Origin of the sequence: Wenyingzhuangia fucanilytica (genome assembly GCF_001697185.1) — a bacterium.
Lineage (GTDB): Bacteria > Bacteroidota > Bacteroidia > Flavobacteriales > Flavobacteriaceae > Wenyingzhuangia > Wenyingzhuangia fucanilytica.
Genome location: NZ_CP014224.1, coordinates 3,183,439 through 3,199,852 on the forward strand (window position 1 = coordinate 3,183,439; position 16,414 = coordinate 3,199,852).

Genomic DNA, 16,414 nt, shown 5'->3' on the forward strand with positions numbered 1-16,414 from the left:
TCATTATTGATTTTGTGCATCAATTACCGCAACAGCAGTAATATTTACAATTTCTTCTACGCTTGCTCCTAACTGAACTACATGTGCGGGTTTGTTAAGCCCCATCAACACTGGCCCAATGGATGTTGCATCTGTCAATTCCTTAATCATTTTATAAGAAATGTTTGCTGCATCTAAACTAGGAAAAACAAAGGTATTAGTTTCTTTCCCTACTAAATCAGAAAAAGAGAACTGTTTTTCTAACATTTCATGGTTCAATGCAAAGTCTGCTTGAATAGGTCCATCAACATTTAAATCAGGTCTTGTTTCTTTTAAAATTTCTACAGCTTTTTGAACTTTAGCAACCCCTGGACTTTCTACTCCACCAAAGTTAGTATAAGAAAGCATTGCAATATGAGGCTCGATAGCAAATATTTTTGCCATACCACTAGCCAACTCTGCAATATTTGCCAAAACTTCCGAACTTGGATCTATATTTACAGTTGTATCTGTAAAAATTAATGGCCCTTTGGCAGTAATCATAATGTTTGCCGCTGCAATTCTTGAAGCTGCTGGTCTTTTTCCAATCGTTTCAAAAATTGGCTTTACTGTAGATGGATAATTTCTAGAATATCCAGATACCATTGCGTCTGCTTCTCCTACATTTACCATCATGGCTGCAAAATAATTACGAGTAATCATATGCTTTTGAGCATCTAATAAACGAATACCTTTACGTCTTCGTTTTTCCCAATACTTTTCTGCATAAGCATTTACCTTATCTTTATTTTCTTCGCTCTTAGGATCGATTATTTCAACCTCAGTATCAAAACCTATCTCTTGTTTTAAAGCAGTAATCAACTCTACATTTCCTAATAAAATAGGTCTTGCAATTCCTTCATCAGATACAATTTGAGCTGCTTTTAACACATTTAAATGTTCTGCCTCTGGGAACACTACACGTTTAGGATCTTTTTGAGAACGACTAACCAACATACGCTCAAACTTACTTCCAGACCCTGAACGCTCCATTAACTCATGTACATAAGCATCCCAATCTTTAATCGGTTTTTTAGCCACACCACTATCCATAGCTGCTTTAGCAATTGCCGGTGGCAATTCATAAATTAACCTTGGATCAAATGGTTTAGGAATAATATATTCTCTTCCGTATTGTAAATTCTTTTCTCCGTAAACAATATTTACTTGCTCAGGTACATTTTTCTTAGCCAAATCTGCCAAAGCATGTACTGCTGCCATTTTCATTTCCTCATTAATAGAAGTAGCTCTAACATCTAAAGCTCCTCTAAAAATAAATGGAAAACCTAGTACATTATTCACCTGGTTAGGGAAATCAGATCGACCTGTACCCATAATTACATCATCACGAGTTGCTAGTGCTAAATCGTAATCAATTTCTGGAGTAGGATTTGCCATGGCTAACACAATAGGGTTTGGTGCCATGCTTTTTAACATTTCTGGAGTTAAAGCTCCTGCCACAGATAAACCGATAAATACATCTGCCCCATTTACTGCATCTTCTAAAGTTGTAAACTCAGTTTCTACAGCAAACTCTTGCTTTTGCTCATTTAAATCATCACGCTTGGTACTAATTACTCCTTTACTATCACACATTAAGATATTCTCTGGAGAAACTCCTAAAGCTTTGTATAATTTAGTACAAGAAATAGCTGCAGCTCCTGCACCATTTACTACTATTCTTACTTTAGCAATATCTTTTTCTGTTATTTCAACAGCATTTTTTAATGCAGCCGCAGAAATAATAGCAGTACCATGTTGGTCATCATGCATTACAGGAATATCCAACTCTTCTTTTAACCTTCTTTCTATTTCAAAAGCTTCTGGTGCTTTAATATCTTCTAAGTTAATTCCTCCAAAAGTTGGAGCAATTGCTTTTACTGTTTCAATAAATTTATCAACATCTTCGGTATCTACCTCAATATCAAAAACATCAATATCTGCAAAGATTTTAAACAATAATCCTTTTCCTTCCATTACAGGCTTTCCTGCTAATGCACCAATATTCCCTAATCCTAAAACCGCAGTACCGTTTGAAATTACGGCAACTAAATTTCCTTTAGAAGTATATTTGTATGCATCCTCTGGATTTTTTTCAATTGCTAAACACGGAGTTGCTACTCCTGGAGAGTAAGCCAATGCCAAATCTCTTTGTGTTGCGTATTTTTTTGTAGGTACTACTTTAATTTTACCTGGTTGGGGTTTCTCATGGTAATCTAAAGCTTCTTGTTCTTTTTTAGTATAACTCATATTCAATAATTAGTTGAGACAAATATACTATTTGTTTTCAGAAGCCCCTCTTATTGTAAAATTTTTGACTTTAATCTAAATTGATTAGCACTCCCGATGAATTTTATACAGAATATGAATCATTTTTGATAAATCGCTGAAAATTTTCTAATGGAAAAAGTTGTTTTCTCCTTAAACTTTACTTTTGATCAATAGTTACCAATTGTTTGAAAGAGGAAAAGAAAAACAACATTAAATAAGACTGATACACAACCCAAAAAAAGACATTTTTTAAATTAATCTGAAAAGTTTGATATTCTTCTTTGGCAAAAATATTCCCGCTATTGCTTTTCCAAATCGAAAAACCCATATATAATAGAGATAGCATTCCTACACCTCCGAAAAGAATAACAGAAATTTTTTGTGCCATTTTTAACTTGGTTTTAAAAGCATTTGAAAAATACTGAACACTTAAATAATAAAATCCAAACAACGGAAAAAACCAAACAGCACTTGGCATTAAACAAATAGTTTCCAACACCTTAAATTCTGATAAAAACAAAACTGTAAACAAGGCCAATAAAACTGCTATGATATTATTTTTTTTCATCTGATAGAATAACTTTAACAGTTTGCATTATTTTTTGTGTAGCTCCTAAATTTTGCGTGACATATTCTTTAGTGATTCTAGATTTTTCTAATCTAACTTCAGGGTTTTGATACATCATTTTTAAAAACTCAGATAAATCATTTCCATTATTTACGCTTAGGCAACCTTTTAAAGAAACCAAATCTTTAACTTCTTTAAACTTTTTAAAATTAGGCCCTATCACAATTGGCAATCCATAAGTAGCTGCCTCTAAAGTATTGTGTACCCCACTTTTGGTATAACCCCCTCCAATATAAGCAACCTCGGCATAGGCATAAATTTTAGACAAAATCCCAATAGTATCAATAATCATTACTTGATAATCACCCAAGTCTTCTCCTTCCTTTTCTGTAAATAGAATTGTTTTTTTATCTAAGCTCTTCTTTAATCTATCAATCCCTTCTTGTTTAATGTTATGCGGAGCAATAATAAATTTTTCATCATCCGTAGCAACAGTGTTAATATAAGCAACTAATTGTTCCTCATCTTCTAGCCAAGTACTCCCAGCAACCAACACATAAGCATCCTTTTTAAAATTACCAACAAAAGATAATTTTTCGTTTGCTTCTACTAATTTTTGAACCCTATCAAAACGTGTATCACCAGCAATTTTTACCTCATCAATTCCAATCGTCTTTAATAGTTTTTTAGACATTTTATCTTGAACAAAAAAAGAACTAAATCCCTTTAAAGATTTACGCATCCAAGCTCCATAAAACTTAAAAAATATTTGGTTCTCTCTAAAAATTCCAGAAATCAATAATGTTGGAATATTATTCTTTTTTAATTCAATTAAATAATTTGGCCAAATTTCATATTTAATAAAAATAGCCATTGATGGATTTATGGTTTGCACAAATTGTTTGGCATTAGCAATCGTATCTAATGGCAAATAACAAACTGCATCTGCCAATTCATAATTTTTTCTAACCTCATACCCAGAAGGAGAAAAAAAACTCACTACAATTTGATGATTAGGAAATTCTTTTTTTATCTCCTCTATCACTGGTCTACCCTGCTCAAACTCCCCCAAGGAAGCAGCATGAATCCACACTGTTTTTTTTGATGGATTGATTTTATTTTTTAAATCCTGAAATACCTTTTGTCTACCTACGACAAATAAGTTGATTTTAGCACTAAAATGAGCTATTAAATTAAGAACAGCAACCGCTAAATGAACAAGTATATTATATAAAAATCGCATAAGGCAAAGCTAAAAAAATACAAGCGTGATTGTCTCTGTTCTGTTTTATTTTTTTAATTTGGAATAAGGTTTGATTTACCTTTAAAATAAATCACTACTGAATATGAAAAATTTTATATACCTACTTATATTTTTAGTTAACGTATTAACCAAGGCCAATGCCCAAACAAACAACACCTATAAACACGGTGAATGGATTCAGTTTAGGGTACATTACGGAATTATTAATGCTGGTTATGCAACTATGGAGATGGAAGAAAAAACCATCAACAATCAAAAACTAGAGCACGTTATTGGAAAAGGATGGAGTACAGGAATGCTAAGCTGGGTGTTTCCTGTTGAAGACAGATATGAATCTTTTATAAATCCAAAAACAGGTTTCCCTGTAAGAGCTATTAGAAAAGTTAAAGAAGGAAAACACACCAAAAATGTAGAGTTGTTTTTTGAAAAAGATAGCGTATTAACTGTTGACCACAAAAGAAACGAAAAAGAAAAAGCAGCTGCAAAAAATGTTCAAGATATGATTGCTGCATTTTATTATTTAAGAAATAATGTTTCTGATTCGCTAAAAATTGCAGAATCTGTTGAAATTGATATGTTTTTTGATGGAAAAAAATTCCCTTTTAAACTTGTAAAATTAGGAGAGGAAACCATTAAAACTAAATTTGGAAAAATAAAATGTATTAAGTTTAGACCCTTAGTACAATCGGGTAGAGTTTTTAAAGCAAAAGAAAGCTTAACACTTTGGATTACTGCTGATAAGAACAAAATACCTGTTAGAATTCAGGCCGACTTAGCTGTAGGTGCTTTAAAAGCGGATATTGACGAATACAAAGGTCTTTCTCATCCCCTTAATATTATTATAGATTGATAAAAAATTGTACTTTTGCTCGGTGAAAATAAACCCTAGGATATTGAAAAAAATCACCACACTTGTCATATCACTCTTAACCTTAATTTCTTGCAGCGATAACAACTCTAAATCCAAAGAAAAAAAAGAAACAACCCCTATAAAAGAGGTGATTAAAGTTTCTAAAAAACTATTTGGTTATGATTTAGACACCTTTAAAGTTGTAGAGAATAAAATTAAAAAAGGGGAAACGTTTGGAACTATTCTAGACCAACATCATGTTTGGACTCCTAAGATTTATGAAATAGCCAATACGGTAAAACCAGAATTTGATGTTCGTAGATTAAGAGCCGGAAAAAACTACACCATTCTAGCAGCTAAAGATTCTACTGAACAAGCCCAAATTTTTATCTATCAACACGACTTAATTAATTATTCTATTGTTGATTTTAGAGATTCTATTTACATCAAAAATGTTAAAAAGAAAGTAACGGTTAAAATTGAAGAAGCAGCCGGAATTATTACCAGTTCTTTATCACAATCTTTAGACGAAAAACACGTTAGTCCTGTTGTTGCTAACGACCTTTCGGATATTTACGCATGGACTATTGACTTTTTTAGACTACAAAAAAACGATAGATTTAAAGTTTTATACGAACAAAAATACATTAACGACACCATTCCTGCTGGAATTGGAAAAATTAAAGCGGCTTATTTTGAACATGTTGGTAAACCTTTTTACGCCTTTAATTACGTTCCTGATTCTATTACTGGAATTCAAGAATATTTTGATGAAAAAACCAATAATTTAAGACGTGCATTTTTAAAAGCCCCTCTAAAATTTAGTAGAATTTCATCTAGATACAATCTAAAAAGATATATTGCTTTTTACGGTAGGGTAAAACCTCACTTAGGTACTGACTTTGCCGCACCTGTAGGAACTCCAATCTTAAGTACTGCGAATGGTCAAGTAATAGAATCTAAATACAGAGGAGGAAACGGAAATTATGTTAAAATTAGACACAACGCTACCTATACTACTCAGTACCTACATATGAAAAAACGTAATGTAAAAGTTGGGCAATATGTAAAACAAGGTGATGTTATTGGAACAGTAGGTATGACAGGAAATACTTCTGGACCTCATGTATGTTATCGTTTTTGGAAAAATGGAAGACAGGTTGATCCTTTAAAAGAGCAACTTCCGGCAGCCAAACCTATGAAAAAAGAAATTCAACAAAAATACCTAAGCTTCATCGCTCCTATTAAAAAAGAGTTAGATGCAATTCCCTACTAAAAAACTAAAATCAACAGAATCATGTTAAAGAACATCAATCCAACCGAAACCAATGCTTGGAAAAAGTTAACAGAACATTTTCAAGAAGCTAAAAACTTAGAATTACAACAGTTATTTGCTGCTGATAAAAATCGTAGTTCAGACTACCAAGTTTCATTAGGAGATTTAACTCTAAATTATGCTAAAAACAGAATCAATAAAGAAACTTTAAATTTATTGGTTGATTTAGCTAAAGAAGCTGAATTAAAAGATGCTATCCAACAATACTTTAACGGAGAAATCATCAACGCTACAGAAGGAAGAGCTGTACTGCACACTGCTTTAAGAAACAATAGTGGTAACGCTGTATATTCTGAAGGAGTAGATGTAATGCCAGAAGTTAATGCTGCCAAAGAAAACATCAAAGCATTTACAGAAAAAGTAATTTTTGGAAACTGGAAAGGTTACACAGGTAAAGAAATTACAGATATTGTAAATATCGGTATTGGTGGTTCTGACCTAGGTCCTAACATGGTGGTAGATGGTTTACAATACTATAAAAATCATTTAAACACTCATTTTGTTTCTAATATTGATGGAGATCATGTTTCTGAAGTAATCAAAAAATTAAACCCAGAAACTACCCTATTTGTAATAGTTTCTAAAACTTTTACTACCCAAGAAACTATTGGAAATGCCATCACTATTAAAGAATGGTTTTTACAAACTGCAAGTGAAGCTGATGTAGCAAAACACTTTGTTGCAGTTTCAACCAACTTAGAAGCTGTTTCTAATTTTGGAATAGCCCCAGAAAATGTTTTCCCAATGTGGAACTGGGTTGGAGGACGTTTCTCTTTATGGTCTGCTGTTGGTTTATCTATTGCATTAGCTGTAGGATATGACAATTATGCTGATTTATTAAACGGTGCTTACGAAATGGACAACCATTTTAAAACAGCAGAATTTGATGAAAACATACCTGTAATTTTAGCTTTACTAAGCATTTGGTACAATAATTTTTATGATGCTGAAAGTGAAGCAGTATTACCATATACGCAATATCTTAATACCTTACCAGCGTATTTACAACAAGCTTTTATGGAAAGTAATGGTAAGTCTGTAGATAGAGATGGAAATCCTGTAAACTATCAAACAGGGACTATTATTTGGGGTGCTGCAGGAACAAACATGCAACATGCCTTTATGCAATTGGTACATCAAGGAACTAAATTAATCCCTTGTGATTTTATTGGATTTAACGAATCTCTATACGGTAAAACAGATCATCATAAAAAATTAATGGCAAACTTCTATGGGCAGCAAGATGCTTTGTGCTTTGGTAAAACAAAAGAGCAAGTATTAGAAACTGTTGCTGAAGACGCTATTGAACTACCTTTTAAAATATTTACAGGGAACAGACCTAGCAACTGTATAACTGCAGATAAATTAAGCCCAAACAGCTTAGGAAAAATTATTGCTATGTACGAACATAAGATTTTTGTACAAGGAATTATTTGGAACATTTTTAGTTTTGACCAATTTGGAGTAGAACTTGGAAAAGAAATGGCAAATAAGCTTTTAAAATAAAAAAGAATATTGTATTTTATAAAAGCCTAACAATCAGTTGTTAGGCTTTTTTTTTGGAAAAAACTTTGATATTGGAGTAGCTGAGGATTTAGACTTATACGGGATGCAAAGAATAAATTGTCAATTCATTATTAATTCTAATGGAGATATTAGCCCAGATATTCAAACCTCAAGAACACATCCGGAGTTGGCAGAAGAAATTAAAGAAGTGTTTAAAAAACTCCCTAAAATGATTCCTGCTAAGCAAAACGGAAAACCTGTTAATTTAATTTACATACTACCTGTTAGGTTTTATGTTGAGTAAAAACAAAAAGCCCTGTTCAGAATTTGAACAGGGCTTTTTAAATTTTATATGTTGTAAAGCTTACTTTAACTTGCTTAAATCAACTTTAGAAATACGTAAAGTATTAACATCTCCTTTTTCCATAATTGGAGTAGAGTTAATGTTAATTACAATATCTCCTTCTTGTAAATATCCGCTCTCTAAAGCAATATTATTTACATCTCTAATTACATCAGTAGAGAAATGTGTTTTTGGCTCATAATATCTACCTTTTACTCCCCACATAATGTTCATCATTCCTAAAGTTCTTCTATCAGAACAGAATGCTAAAATTTGTGATTTAGGTCTTAAAGCAGAAATTTGCTGTGCAGTGTAACCAGTATCTGTAATGGTAGAAATTACCTTAGCATTTACATCTTCAGCAACCAAAGCAGCTTGATGACAAATAGCATTAGAAATAGCTTTATCAGCATCTGGATCTAATTTTGGAGCTTGTCTTGGCACTTCAATTAAACTAGAGTTCTCAACATCTAAAATAATTTGTCTCATTACTTGAATTACTTCATTTGGAAATGCACCAACAGAAGTTTCTCCAGATAACATTACTGCATCAGCACCATCCATAATAGAGTTTGCAACGTCATTTACCTCCGCACGAGTTGGTACAGAGTTCTCAATCATTGTCTCCATCATTTGAGTAGCAATTACTACAGGAATTTTAGCTTCTTTACATTTTCTTACCAACATTTTTTGAGCTAAAGGCACTTCAGACATAGGAATTTCAACACCTAAATCTCCACGAGCAACCATAATAGCATCAGTGTTTGCAATAATTGCATCAATATTTTCTAAAGCTTCTGGTTTTTCAATTTTAGAAATTACTCTAGTTCTGTAAACAGAAGTATCAGAGTTTTCTTTAATTAATTTATGAATATCATCTAAATCTGCAGGGTTACGTACAAAAGATAAAGTCATCCAATCTACCTCTAAACCTAAAGCAAACTTTGCATCTTTAATATCTTTTTCTGTTAAAGCAGGTAAAGAAACATTAGTATTAGGTAAGTTAACTCCTTTTTTAGACTTTAAAGGACCACCTCTTAAAACTTTAGTAGTCACTAAATCTTCATTGTTAGTAGCCGTTACTTCAAATAATAATTTTCCGTCATCAACTAAAATTTTCTCTCCAACTTTAACATCCTTAGGAAACTGCTTGTAGGTCATAAAAGCTTTTTCCTGCGTTCCTTCACACTTTTCAGTTGTAAATTTGAAAACATCACCTGGAGCCAACTCAACACCTTCAGCCATGACTCCTACACGTAATTTTGGACCTTGTAAGTCAGCCAAAATCGCAACATTAAAATCTAATTCATTGTTCAATTCTCTAATAATTCTAACATTGTTAGAAACATCATCGTAATCTGCATGTGAGAAGTTAATTCTGAATACGTTTACTCCAGAGATCATTAACTCTTTAAGTTTAGCTTTATTACCTGTTAAAGCAGGACCCAATGTAGCAACGATTTTTGTCTTTTTAGTTTGTGACATATTTAAAAAATTAAGTATTCTTTATGATTTAATTTAACTGTATCCACTGCATAAGCAGTTACAATACCCTCTATTTTATTTATCTGTTGTGTCAGATTTTTTAGTTTTGACGCTGAAAAATCACCTTGAATTTTTACTATAAAATCTGCTTCTTTTACTTCTGGTTGTAAATATACATAAGAACTAGTAAACGTATCTTCTGTTTGAAACAACCCCACTGATTTACCTTCAATATTCTTAACCTTGTATTTATTTTTAACTAAATACCAATCAATTAAGTTTTTTGAATCTTCAAATTCAAATGATGAAAAAAAGGCTTTTTTTCCTTCTATAACATAATCTAAATCTGGTACAATTCTCTTGAATTTAAAACCTAAATCATTATTTAACAAATAAGCTAACTTATAATCTTGCAATACTGTATGCACTGCAATTATTTGATAATCTTGCTCATCTAGCTCACAAAAAGTTAAATAATTAGCCGCCATAAAAACTACGTATTTATACGTAAAAATTCAAGAACGAAGTTAATAATAGTTATTAATATGAAATTAATTATTATAAGAATAAAACGCAAACGTTATAGTAATGTTTCTATTTCTGATTGAAACACATAATAAGCTCTTTTAGCAGCCATTTCTTCTGCTCTCTTTTTAGAAGTCGCTCTCCCTTTTGAAACTGCCTTTTTATCTACAAACAACTTAACACTAAAATGTTTTACATTTTGATTCCCTGTATCTTCGTAAACCTCGAACTTTATGTTTCTTTTACATTTTTGAGACCACTCTATTAACAAGCCTTTATAACTAGTAATTTTCCCTTCGAGTTTCTCTATATCAACATAAATTGCAATTACTTTTTTATTGATAAACTTTAAACAGTAATTAAAACCTCTATCTAAGTAAATAGCACCTACTAATGCTTCAAATAAATTACCGTGTATATTTGCCCCTATCTTAGATTTAGAAGTTTTTGTTTTTAAGTACCTTAACAAATCTAAATCTCTTCCTAGTTCGTTTAAATGATCTCTACTTACAATTTTAGAACGCATTTGAGTTAAATAACCCTCGTTAGCATCTGGAACCTCGTCATAAAGATACGAAGCAACTATTGACCCCAACATTGCATCTCCTAAATACTCTAATCTTTCAAAATTTAAGGGATGCCCTTTTTTATCCTTTAGCTGTAAAGATGTATGGGTAAAAGCCTGTTCGTATATTGATAGATTTTTAGGAGCAAAACCTATCATTTTTTTTATTTGAGCATAAAAAATCTCGTTCGAGGACGAACGAGATTTTTTTATATTTTTAAAGAACTTCAAAAGTCTTAAGCTTCTAATTTTTTAAACAATACACAAGCATTGTGTCCACCAAATCCAAAAGTGTTACTCATTGCTACCTTAATATCTCTCTTTTGAGCTTTATTAATGGTTAAGTTTAACTTTGGATCTATACTCTCGTCTAAAACGGAATGGTTAATAGTAGGTGGTACCATACCATGTTCCATTGCTAATACAGAAGCGATTGCTTCAATAGCTCCAGCAGCACCTAATAAATGCCCTGTCATAGATTTAGTTGAGTTAATATTTAAGTTATATGCATGCTCTCCAAATACTTTTTGAACTGCTTTTAACTCTGCAACATCACCTAATGGAGTTGATGTTCCGTGCATGTTGATTGCATCTACATCTTCAGGTGTTAAACCTGCATTTTGTAAACAATTCAACATTACTTTAGTTGCTCCTAATCCTTCTGGATGTGGTGCAGTTAAGTGATAAGCATCGGCAGATAAACCACCTCCTGCTACTTCACAATAAATTTTAGCTCCTCTGGCAACAGCGTGCTCATACTCTTCTAGTATAAGTGCTCCACCACCTTCTCCCATTACAAAACCATCACGGTCTTTGTCAAATGGACGAGATGCTGATTCTGGATTTTCATTGTTTTGAGACAATGCATGTAAGGCATTAAAACCTCCCATTGCAGCTCCAGTTACTGACGCTTCAGAACCTCCTGTTACAATTACATCAGCATGACCTAAACGAATGTAGTTTAAGGCATCTATAATTGCATTTGCAGAAGATGCACATGCAGATACTGTTGTAAAGTTTGGACCTCTAAAACCATATTTGATAGAAATATGACCCGGAGCAATATCAGCAATCATTTTTGGAATAAAGAAAGGGTTGAATTTTGGTGTTCCATCACCATGAGCATACTCAACAACTTGTTGTTCAAAAGTATCAATTCCTCCAATTCCACATCCCCAAATAACTCCTACTCTATCTGGATCAACATTTTTAACGTCTAATTTTGAGTTGATAATTGCCTCGTCAGCAACTACCATGGCAAATTGTGTAAATTTGTCCATTTTACGAGCTTCCTTTCTGTGAATAAACTCATTCACATCAAAGTTTTTTACCTCGCATGCAAAACGAGTTTTGAACTTGGCAGCATCAAAGTGTGTTATAGGAGCAGCACCGCTTTTCCCATTCACTAAACCATCCCAATACTCTTCTATATTGTTTCCGATTGGTGTCAATGCACCAAGTCCAGTAACTACAACTCGTTTCAATTTCATAAATAGATAATTTTCTAATTACTTTGCTGCTTCAATAAAGCTTACTGCTTGACCTACTGTTCCAATGTTCTCAGCTTGATCGTCTGGAATTTGAATATCAAATTCTTTTTCGAATTCCATGATTAATTCCACAGTGTCTAAAGAATCTGCTCCTAAATCGTTTGTGAAGCTTGCCTCAGCAGTTACTTCGTTTTCGTCAACTCCTAACTTATCAACGATAATTGCTTTTACTCTTGATGCAATGTCTGACATAATATTATTATTTAATTAAGTTTAAAACCGGGACAAAAATAAAAAACTTTTGTTTCTGCGAACAATGTTTGTTGAAAATATATTCACTAAGATATAAAAAAATATCACATCTTTGTCACAAGTTTTTAAACACGAATTACACATCGTGAAATTATAAAATCGCTCTAAAGTCAATAAAACATGATTAAAATTGCCATTCTTGCGTCCGGTTCTGGATCAAATGCAGAGAACATTGCACAGTACTTTTCTACTCACAAAAATGTGAAAATCACCTACATTTTAAGCAATAAAAAGGATGCATTTGTGCTAGAAAGGGCCAAAAAATTAAAAATTAAGAGCAAAGTTTTCTCAAATAAAGAGATGAAAGAGCAAGTTGAGCTACTAAATTTGTTAAAAGTTGAAGCCGATTTTATCATTCTTGCCGGATTCTTATTAAAAGTTCCTGAAAATATTATTGAAGCCTTTCCAAATAAAATCATCAACATCCACCCTGCATTATTACCTAATTATGGAGGAAAAGGAATGTATGGAATGCACGTACACAGGGCTGTTAAAGAAAATAACGAGAAAGAAACTGGTATTACCATTCATTATGTAAACGAAAACTACGATGAAGGAGCTATTATTTTTCAAGCAAAAGCAGCATTAACAAAGGATGATACTCCTGAAACTATTGCAGAGAAAATTCATTTACTAGAACAAGAGCACTTTCCTAGAGTTATTGATGAAGTAATTAATAGCTAAATATATGTCCAAAAGCAAGAAATACTATGTAGTGTGGAACGGAAAAACCAAAGGCGTTTTTAACAGTTGGAATGATTGTAAAAAACAAATTGATGGTTTTCAGGGAGCGCAATACAAATCTTTTACTTCTAAAGATGAGGCCGAACTTGCTTTTACCAAAACCTATGAAGAGTACAAAGGTAAAGACACTAAAAAAACTGTAATTGATAAAGACCTTTTAGCTAAAATTGGCCAACCCAACTTAACATCTATTAGTGTAGATGCTGCTTGTAGTGGCAATCCTGGGTTGATGGAATACCGAGGAGTAAACACCAAAACCAAACAACAACTTTTTATTCAAGGTCCGTTTGAAGAAGGAACCAATAATATTGGTGAGTTTTTAGCCTTGGTACATGGATTGGCTTATTTGCAAAAAATAAATCAACCTACATTACCTATTTACTCCGATTCTAGAACTGCTATCGCTTGGATTAAAGCCAAACAGTGTAGAACTAAAATTATGCCTACAGCTAAGAATAAAGTAATGTTTGATTTGATTAAGCGCGGTGAAAAATGGCTACAAGAGAACACCTTTAAAAATCCTATACTAAAATGGGAAACCAAAGTTTGGGGAGAAATTCCTGCAGATTTTGGAAGGAAGTAACCATCTAAGACAGACTTGTTATGATATATTATTTTCTTAAAAGTATTTTACCTCATTAATACTCTAACCCCAACTCTTTTCTTAAGTACAAATCTTTATTTCCATTTGTTTGCCAATAGGCTATATTCTTCACCTTTTTTAAAGTAGCTTTTGTTGTTAACGTTTTTGCTTTAGCCCCCCAACCACTTTTGTATGTATCTGTCCAACCTAAAATTTTATATGGAAATGTGTTTTCAAAAGTAATTTCTAACGTTCTATTTAATGATGGATACATTATTTGATAAACATTCGTTTTTTCTCCTTTAGTTATTTTTCCTTCTGCTTGATATGCTTTTACATCACGATGAGAAAATCTTAAATACACAAAGCTTGGCAATGCTTTAAATTTTCCTTGAGGTAAATTCTCTGGAGTCAATCTTATTTTTGACCAAATATCATCTTCTAAAACCGTTTCTATATCTAAATCTTTGTTTTGAAATGATTCTCCTTGAAAATAAGAAAAGTTACTCATCTCAAATTCATCCTCATCTTTTACCAACTCAATATATTCATGTCCGCACCATTCTTGAGTTGACGAACTTATTTTTAATGATGCTTTAGAATGTTTAACAGGTAAAAAAGTACTGGTCATAATAGAATAAGGATAAACACCTGTGTTAAATTTTTTAGTAGCATTTAATTTTAACACACTTATATTATGCTCATTATTTTCATCGGCTTTGGTATTATGTTTTTTAGAAAATGGTTCTGTCACAAAAATATTAACGGCATGCCCTTTTCTTATTTCACCATATCTTGCTTGTTCTAAATCATAACTAGTTATTTCTGCTTTACCACTGTACCAATAATCTTTAAATTCTTTAGTGATATTCGTTTTAGGTGTTGTTTGAGCACAAGCTGTGGCAAATATCAAAACAAACAAATAGGATAAATTTTTCATAGAAGTATATTTTTAAGTGAGTCTAACAGAAATGAGAAGGCTTACACCACTAATTTAGTTATTTTTGTAGCATAATTATAAGCATGCAACAGTTTGATTTTTTATCAGTCACCCCACAAAACTTTGAAGAACAAGCGCTAACTGTTTTTCAACATCAAGCCGAGCACTGTAAAGTTTATAAAGATTTTTTAGGTTACTTAAATATAGTACCACAAAAAATTACCTCAACACAAGAGATTCCATTTCTTCCTATTCAGTTTTTTAAGAGTCATACGATCCTTAGCAACGACCTCCCTGTTCAAGAAACTTTTTTAAGTAGCGGAACTACAGGAATGAATCAGAGCCAACATTTGGTAACAGATGTGTCTTTGTACGAAAAAAGTTATTTAAAAGCTTTTGAGCAATTTTACGGAGATATTAAGCAATATACTGTTTTAGCTTTGCTTCCTTCTTATTTGGAACGCAACGGGTCTTCACTGATCTATATGGTAGAAGATTTGATCAATAAATCAGAAAACCCAAATAGTGGATTTTATCTTCACAATCATCAAGAATTATTTGATAAGCTACAAGAGCAAGAAAACAATCAATCTAAAACTATTTTAATAGGTGTTTCTTTTGCCTTGCTGGATTTTATAGAAAAATTCCCTTGTAATCTAAAACACACTATTGTGATGGAAACAGGAGGAATGAAAGGAAAACGTAAAGAAATGATTCGTGAAGAATTACACGCTGAACTAAAAAAAGGTTTTGGAGTTGATAACATTCACTCAGAATACGGAATGACAGAATTGTTAAGTCAGGCTTATTTTAATGATTCACAAAAATTTAATTGTCCACCTTGGATGAAAATTTTAATTCGCGACACCGAAGATGCTTTATCGCTGTTACCTATCGGAAAAAGTGGCGGAATTAATGTTATCGATTTGGCCAACATCAACTCCTGTTCTTTTATTGCTACCCAAGATTTAGGAAAAGTTTATATTGATGGATCTTTTGACGTACTAGGAAGATTCGATAACTCAGACATTAGAGGTTGTAATTTATTGATTCAATAAATCCATTTCTTTTTTTTGTAATTCCTTCTTTTTTCATCGACTACATAACTATAAAAACACCTAATAGTTATGAAAAAAATAATCTTATTATTTACTTTATTATTAACCACCGTTTTTTACAGTCAAAAAAAAGACTACAACCTTAAAAAAGGATATATAGCCGAGGGTTACGATGTAGTTTCTTATTTTGAAAATAAAGCAGAAGAAGGTAAAAAAGAATTTACCACTACTTACGATGGAGCAAAATTTAAGTTTGTAAGTAAAGAACACTTAGAAACTTTTAAAAAAAATCCTAAAAAATATATTCCACAATACGGAGGTTGGTGTGCCTATGCCATTGGCGCTAGCAACAAAAAATACGACATCAATCCAAAAACTTTTGAAATTAGAGATAAAAAACTTTATCTGTTCTACAATTCTTGGGGAACAAATACGTTATCTAAATGGGAAAAAGAAGGCGCAGAACAATTAAAAGAAAAAGCAGACCAAAATTGGGCTACTTATAAATAAGAAATAGTTTTAGTTTAGTTTAGTAAAACCTTTCTTCTATTTTAGA

The 16,414-nt window shown here is 32.2% G+C and carries 17 protein-coding genes; 8 read left to right on the top strand and 9 right to left on the bottom strand.

What is annotated here, in order from left to right; all coding sequences use genetic code 11:
* Nucleotides 1–3: 3 nt before the first annotated feature.
* From AXE80_RS13135 to AXE80_RS13145, 3 genes are all read right to left on the bottom strand, one after another.
* Entirely contained in the window at nt 4–2,268 is a 2,265-nt protein-coding gene (locus AXE80_RS13135) for an NADP-dependent malic enzyme (protein WP_068828112.1), read from the bottom strand.
* 178 nt (nt 2,269–2,446) lie between these two features.
* The gene (locus AXE80_RS13140; protein ID WP_068828114.1) at nt 2,447–2,857 is read right to left on the bottom strand and encodes a hypothetical protein; all 411 of its coding nucleotides are present in this window, start codon (nt 2,855–2,857) and stop codon (nt 2,447–2,449) included.
* Nucleotides 2,844–4,100, bottom strand: a complete 1,257-nt coding sequence (locus AXE80_RS13145; RefSeq protein WP_068828115.1) for a 3-deoxy-D-manno-octulosonic acid transferase — start codon at nt 4,098–4,100, stop codon at nt 2,844–2,846. The genes AXE80_RS13140 and AXE80_RS13145 overlap by 14 nt, the downstream gene beginning before the upstream one ends.
* A 103-nt stretch (nt 4,101–4,203) precedes the next feature.
* Between AXE80_RS13145 and AXE80_RS13150 the strand changes: the two genes are divergently transcribed.
* From AXE80_RS13150 to AXE80_RS13165, 4 genes are read left to right on the top strand one after another with little or no spacing between them, the layout of a single operon-like run.
* Nucleotides 4,204–4,971, top strand: a complete 768-nt coding sequence (locus AXE80_RS13150) for a DUF3108 domain-containing protein (protein WP_068828121.1) — start codon at nt 4,204–4,206, stop codon at nt 4,969–4,971.
* A 43-nt stretch (nt 4,972–5,014) separates the two neighbouring features.
* Nucleotides 5,015–6,247, top strand: coding sequence for a peptidoglycan DD-metalloendopeptidase family protein (locus AXE80_RS13155; protein ID WP_068828123.1), 1,233 nt, complete (start codon nt 5,015–5,017; stop codon nt 6,245–6,247).
* A gap of 18 nt (nt 6,248–6,265) precedes the next feature.
* Nucleotides 6,266–7,813: a glucose-6-phosphate isomerase gene (gene pgi, locus AXE80_RS13160; protein ID WP_068828125.1), complete on the top strand. Its 1,548-nt coding sequence runs from the start codon at nt 6,266–6,268 to the stop codon at nt 7,811–7,813.
* A 37-nt stretch (nt 7,814–7,850) separates the two neighbouring features.
* Nucleotides 7,851–8,117, top strand: coding sequence for an energy transducer TonB (locus AXE80_RS13165; RefSeq protein WP_068828127.1), 267 nt, complete (start codon nt 7,851–7,853; stop codon nt 8,115–8,117).
* 60 nt (nt 8,118–8,177) lie between these two features.
* Here AXE80_RS13165 and pyk read toward each other — a convergent pair whose 3' ends face one another.
* From pyk to AXE80_RS13190, 5 genes are all read right to left on the bottom strand, one after another.
* Complete coding sequence (gene pyk, locus AXE80_RS13170) at nt 8,178–9,641, bottom strand: pyruvate kinase (RefSeq protein WP_068828128.1); 1,464 nt, start codon at nt 9,639–9,641, stop codon at nt 8,178–8,180.
* Between the two features lie 2 nt (nt 9,642–9,643).
* Complete coding sequence (locus AXE80_RS13175; protein ID WP_068828130.1) at nt 9,644–10,129, bottom strand: IPExxxVDY family protein; 486 nt, start codon at nt 10,127–10,129, stop codon at nt 9,644–9,646.
* A gap of 92 nt (nt 10,130–10,221) precedes the next feature.
* Nucleotides 10,222–10,962 (bottom strand): ribonuclease III, encoded by a 741-nt coding sequence (rnc, locus tag AXE80_RS13180; RefSeq protein ID WP_068828132.1) that lies wholly within the window; start codon nt 10,960–10,962, stop codon nt 10,222–10,224.
* A gap of 5 nt (nt 10,963–10,967) precedes the next feature.
* Nucleotides 10,968–12,221 carry a beta-ketoacyl-ACP synthase II gene (gene fabF / locus AXE80_RS13185; protein ID WP_068828134.1) on the bottom strand — a complete coding sequence of 418 codons (1,254 nt, stop codon included), beginning with the start codon at nt 12,219–12,221 and terminating at the stop codon, nt 10,968–10,970.
* Nucleotides 12,222–12,239: 18 nt separating this feature from the next.
* Nucleotides 12,240–12,473: an acyl carrier protein gene (locus AXE80_RS13190; protein ID WP_068828135.1), complete on the bottom strand. Its 234-nt coding sequence runs from the start codon at nt 12,471–12,473 to the stop codon at nt 12,240–12,242.
* A gap of 180 nt (nt 12,474–12,653) precedes the next feature.
* On the opposite strand from AXE80_RS13190, the gene purN reads away from it, so the two are divergent.
* Together purN and AXE80_RS13200 are read left to right on the top strand one after the other, a co-directional pair.
* Nucleotides 12,654–13,217: a phosphoribosylglycinamide formyltransferase gene (purN, locus tag AXE80_RS13195; RefSeq protein WP_068828137.1), complete on the top strand. Its 564-nt coding sequence runs from the start codon at nt 12,654–12,656 to the stop codon at nt 13,215–13,217.
* Between the two features lie 4 nt (nt 13,218–13,221).
* The gene (locus AXE80_RS13200) at nt 13,222–13,860 is read left to right on the top strand and encodes a ribonuclease H1 domain-containing protein (RefSeq protein ID WP_068828139.1); all 639 of its coding nucleotides are present in this window, start codon (nt 13,222–13,224) and stop codon (nt 13,858–13,860) included.
* 55 nt (nt 13,861–13,915) lie between these two features.
* Here the strand turns inward: AXE80_RS13200 and AXE80_RS13205 are convergent, their stop codons facing one another.
* Entirely contained in the window at nt 13,916–14,800 is an 885-nt protein-coding gene (locus AXE80_RS13205) for a septum formation inhibitor Maf (protein WP_068828141.1), read from the bottom strand.
* 83 nt (nt 14,801–14,883) lie between these two features.
* Here AXE80_RS13205 and AXE80_RS13210 point away from each other — a divergent pair, with 83 nt between their 5' ends.
* Nucleotides 14,884–15,858, top strand: coding sequence for a long-chain-fatty-acid--protein ligase (locus AXE80_RS13210; RefSeq protein WP_068828144.1), 975 nt, complete (start codon nt 14,884–14,886; stop codon nt 15,856–15,858).
* Nucleotides 15,859–15,927: 69 nt separating this feature from the next.
* Complete coding sequence (locus AXE80_RS13215; protein ID WP_068828146.1) at nt 15,928–16,368, top strand: YHS domain-containing (seleno)protein; 441 nt, start codon at nt 15,928–15,930, stop codon at nt 16,366–16,368.
* Nucleotides 16,369–16,414: the final 46 nt, after the last annotated feature.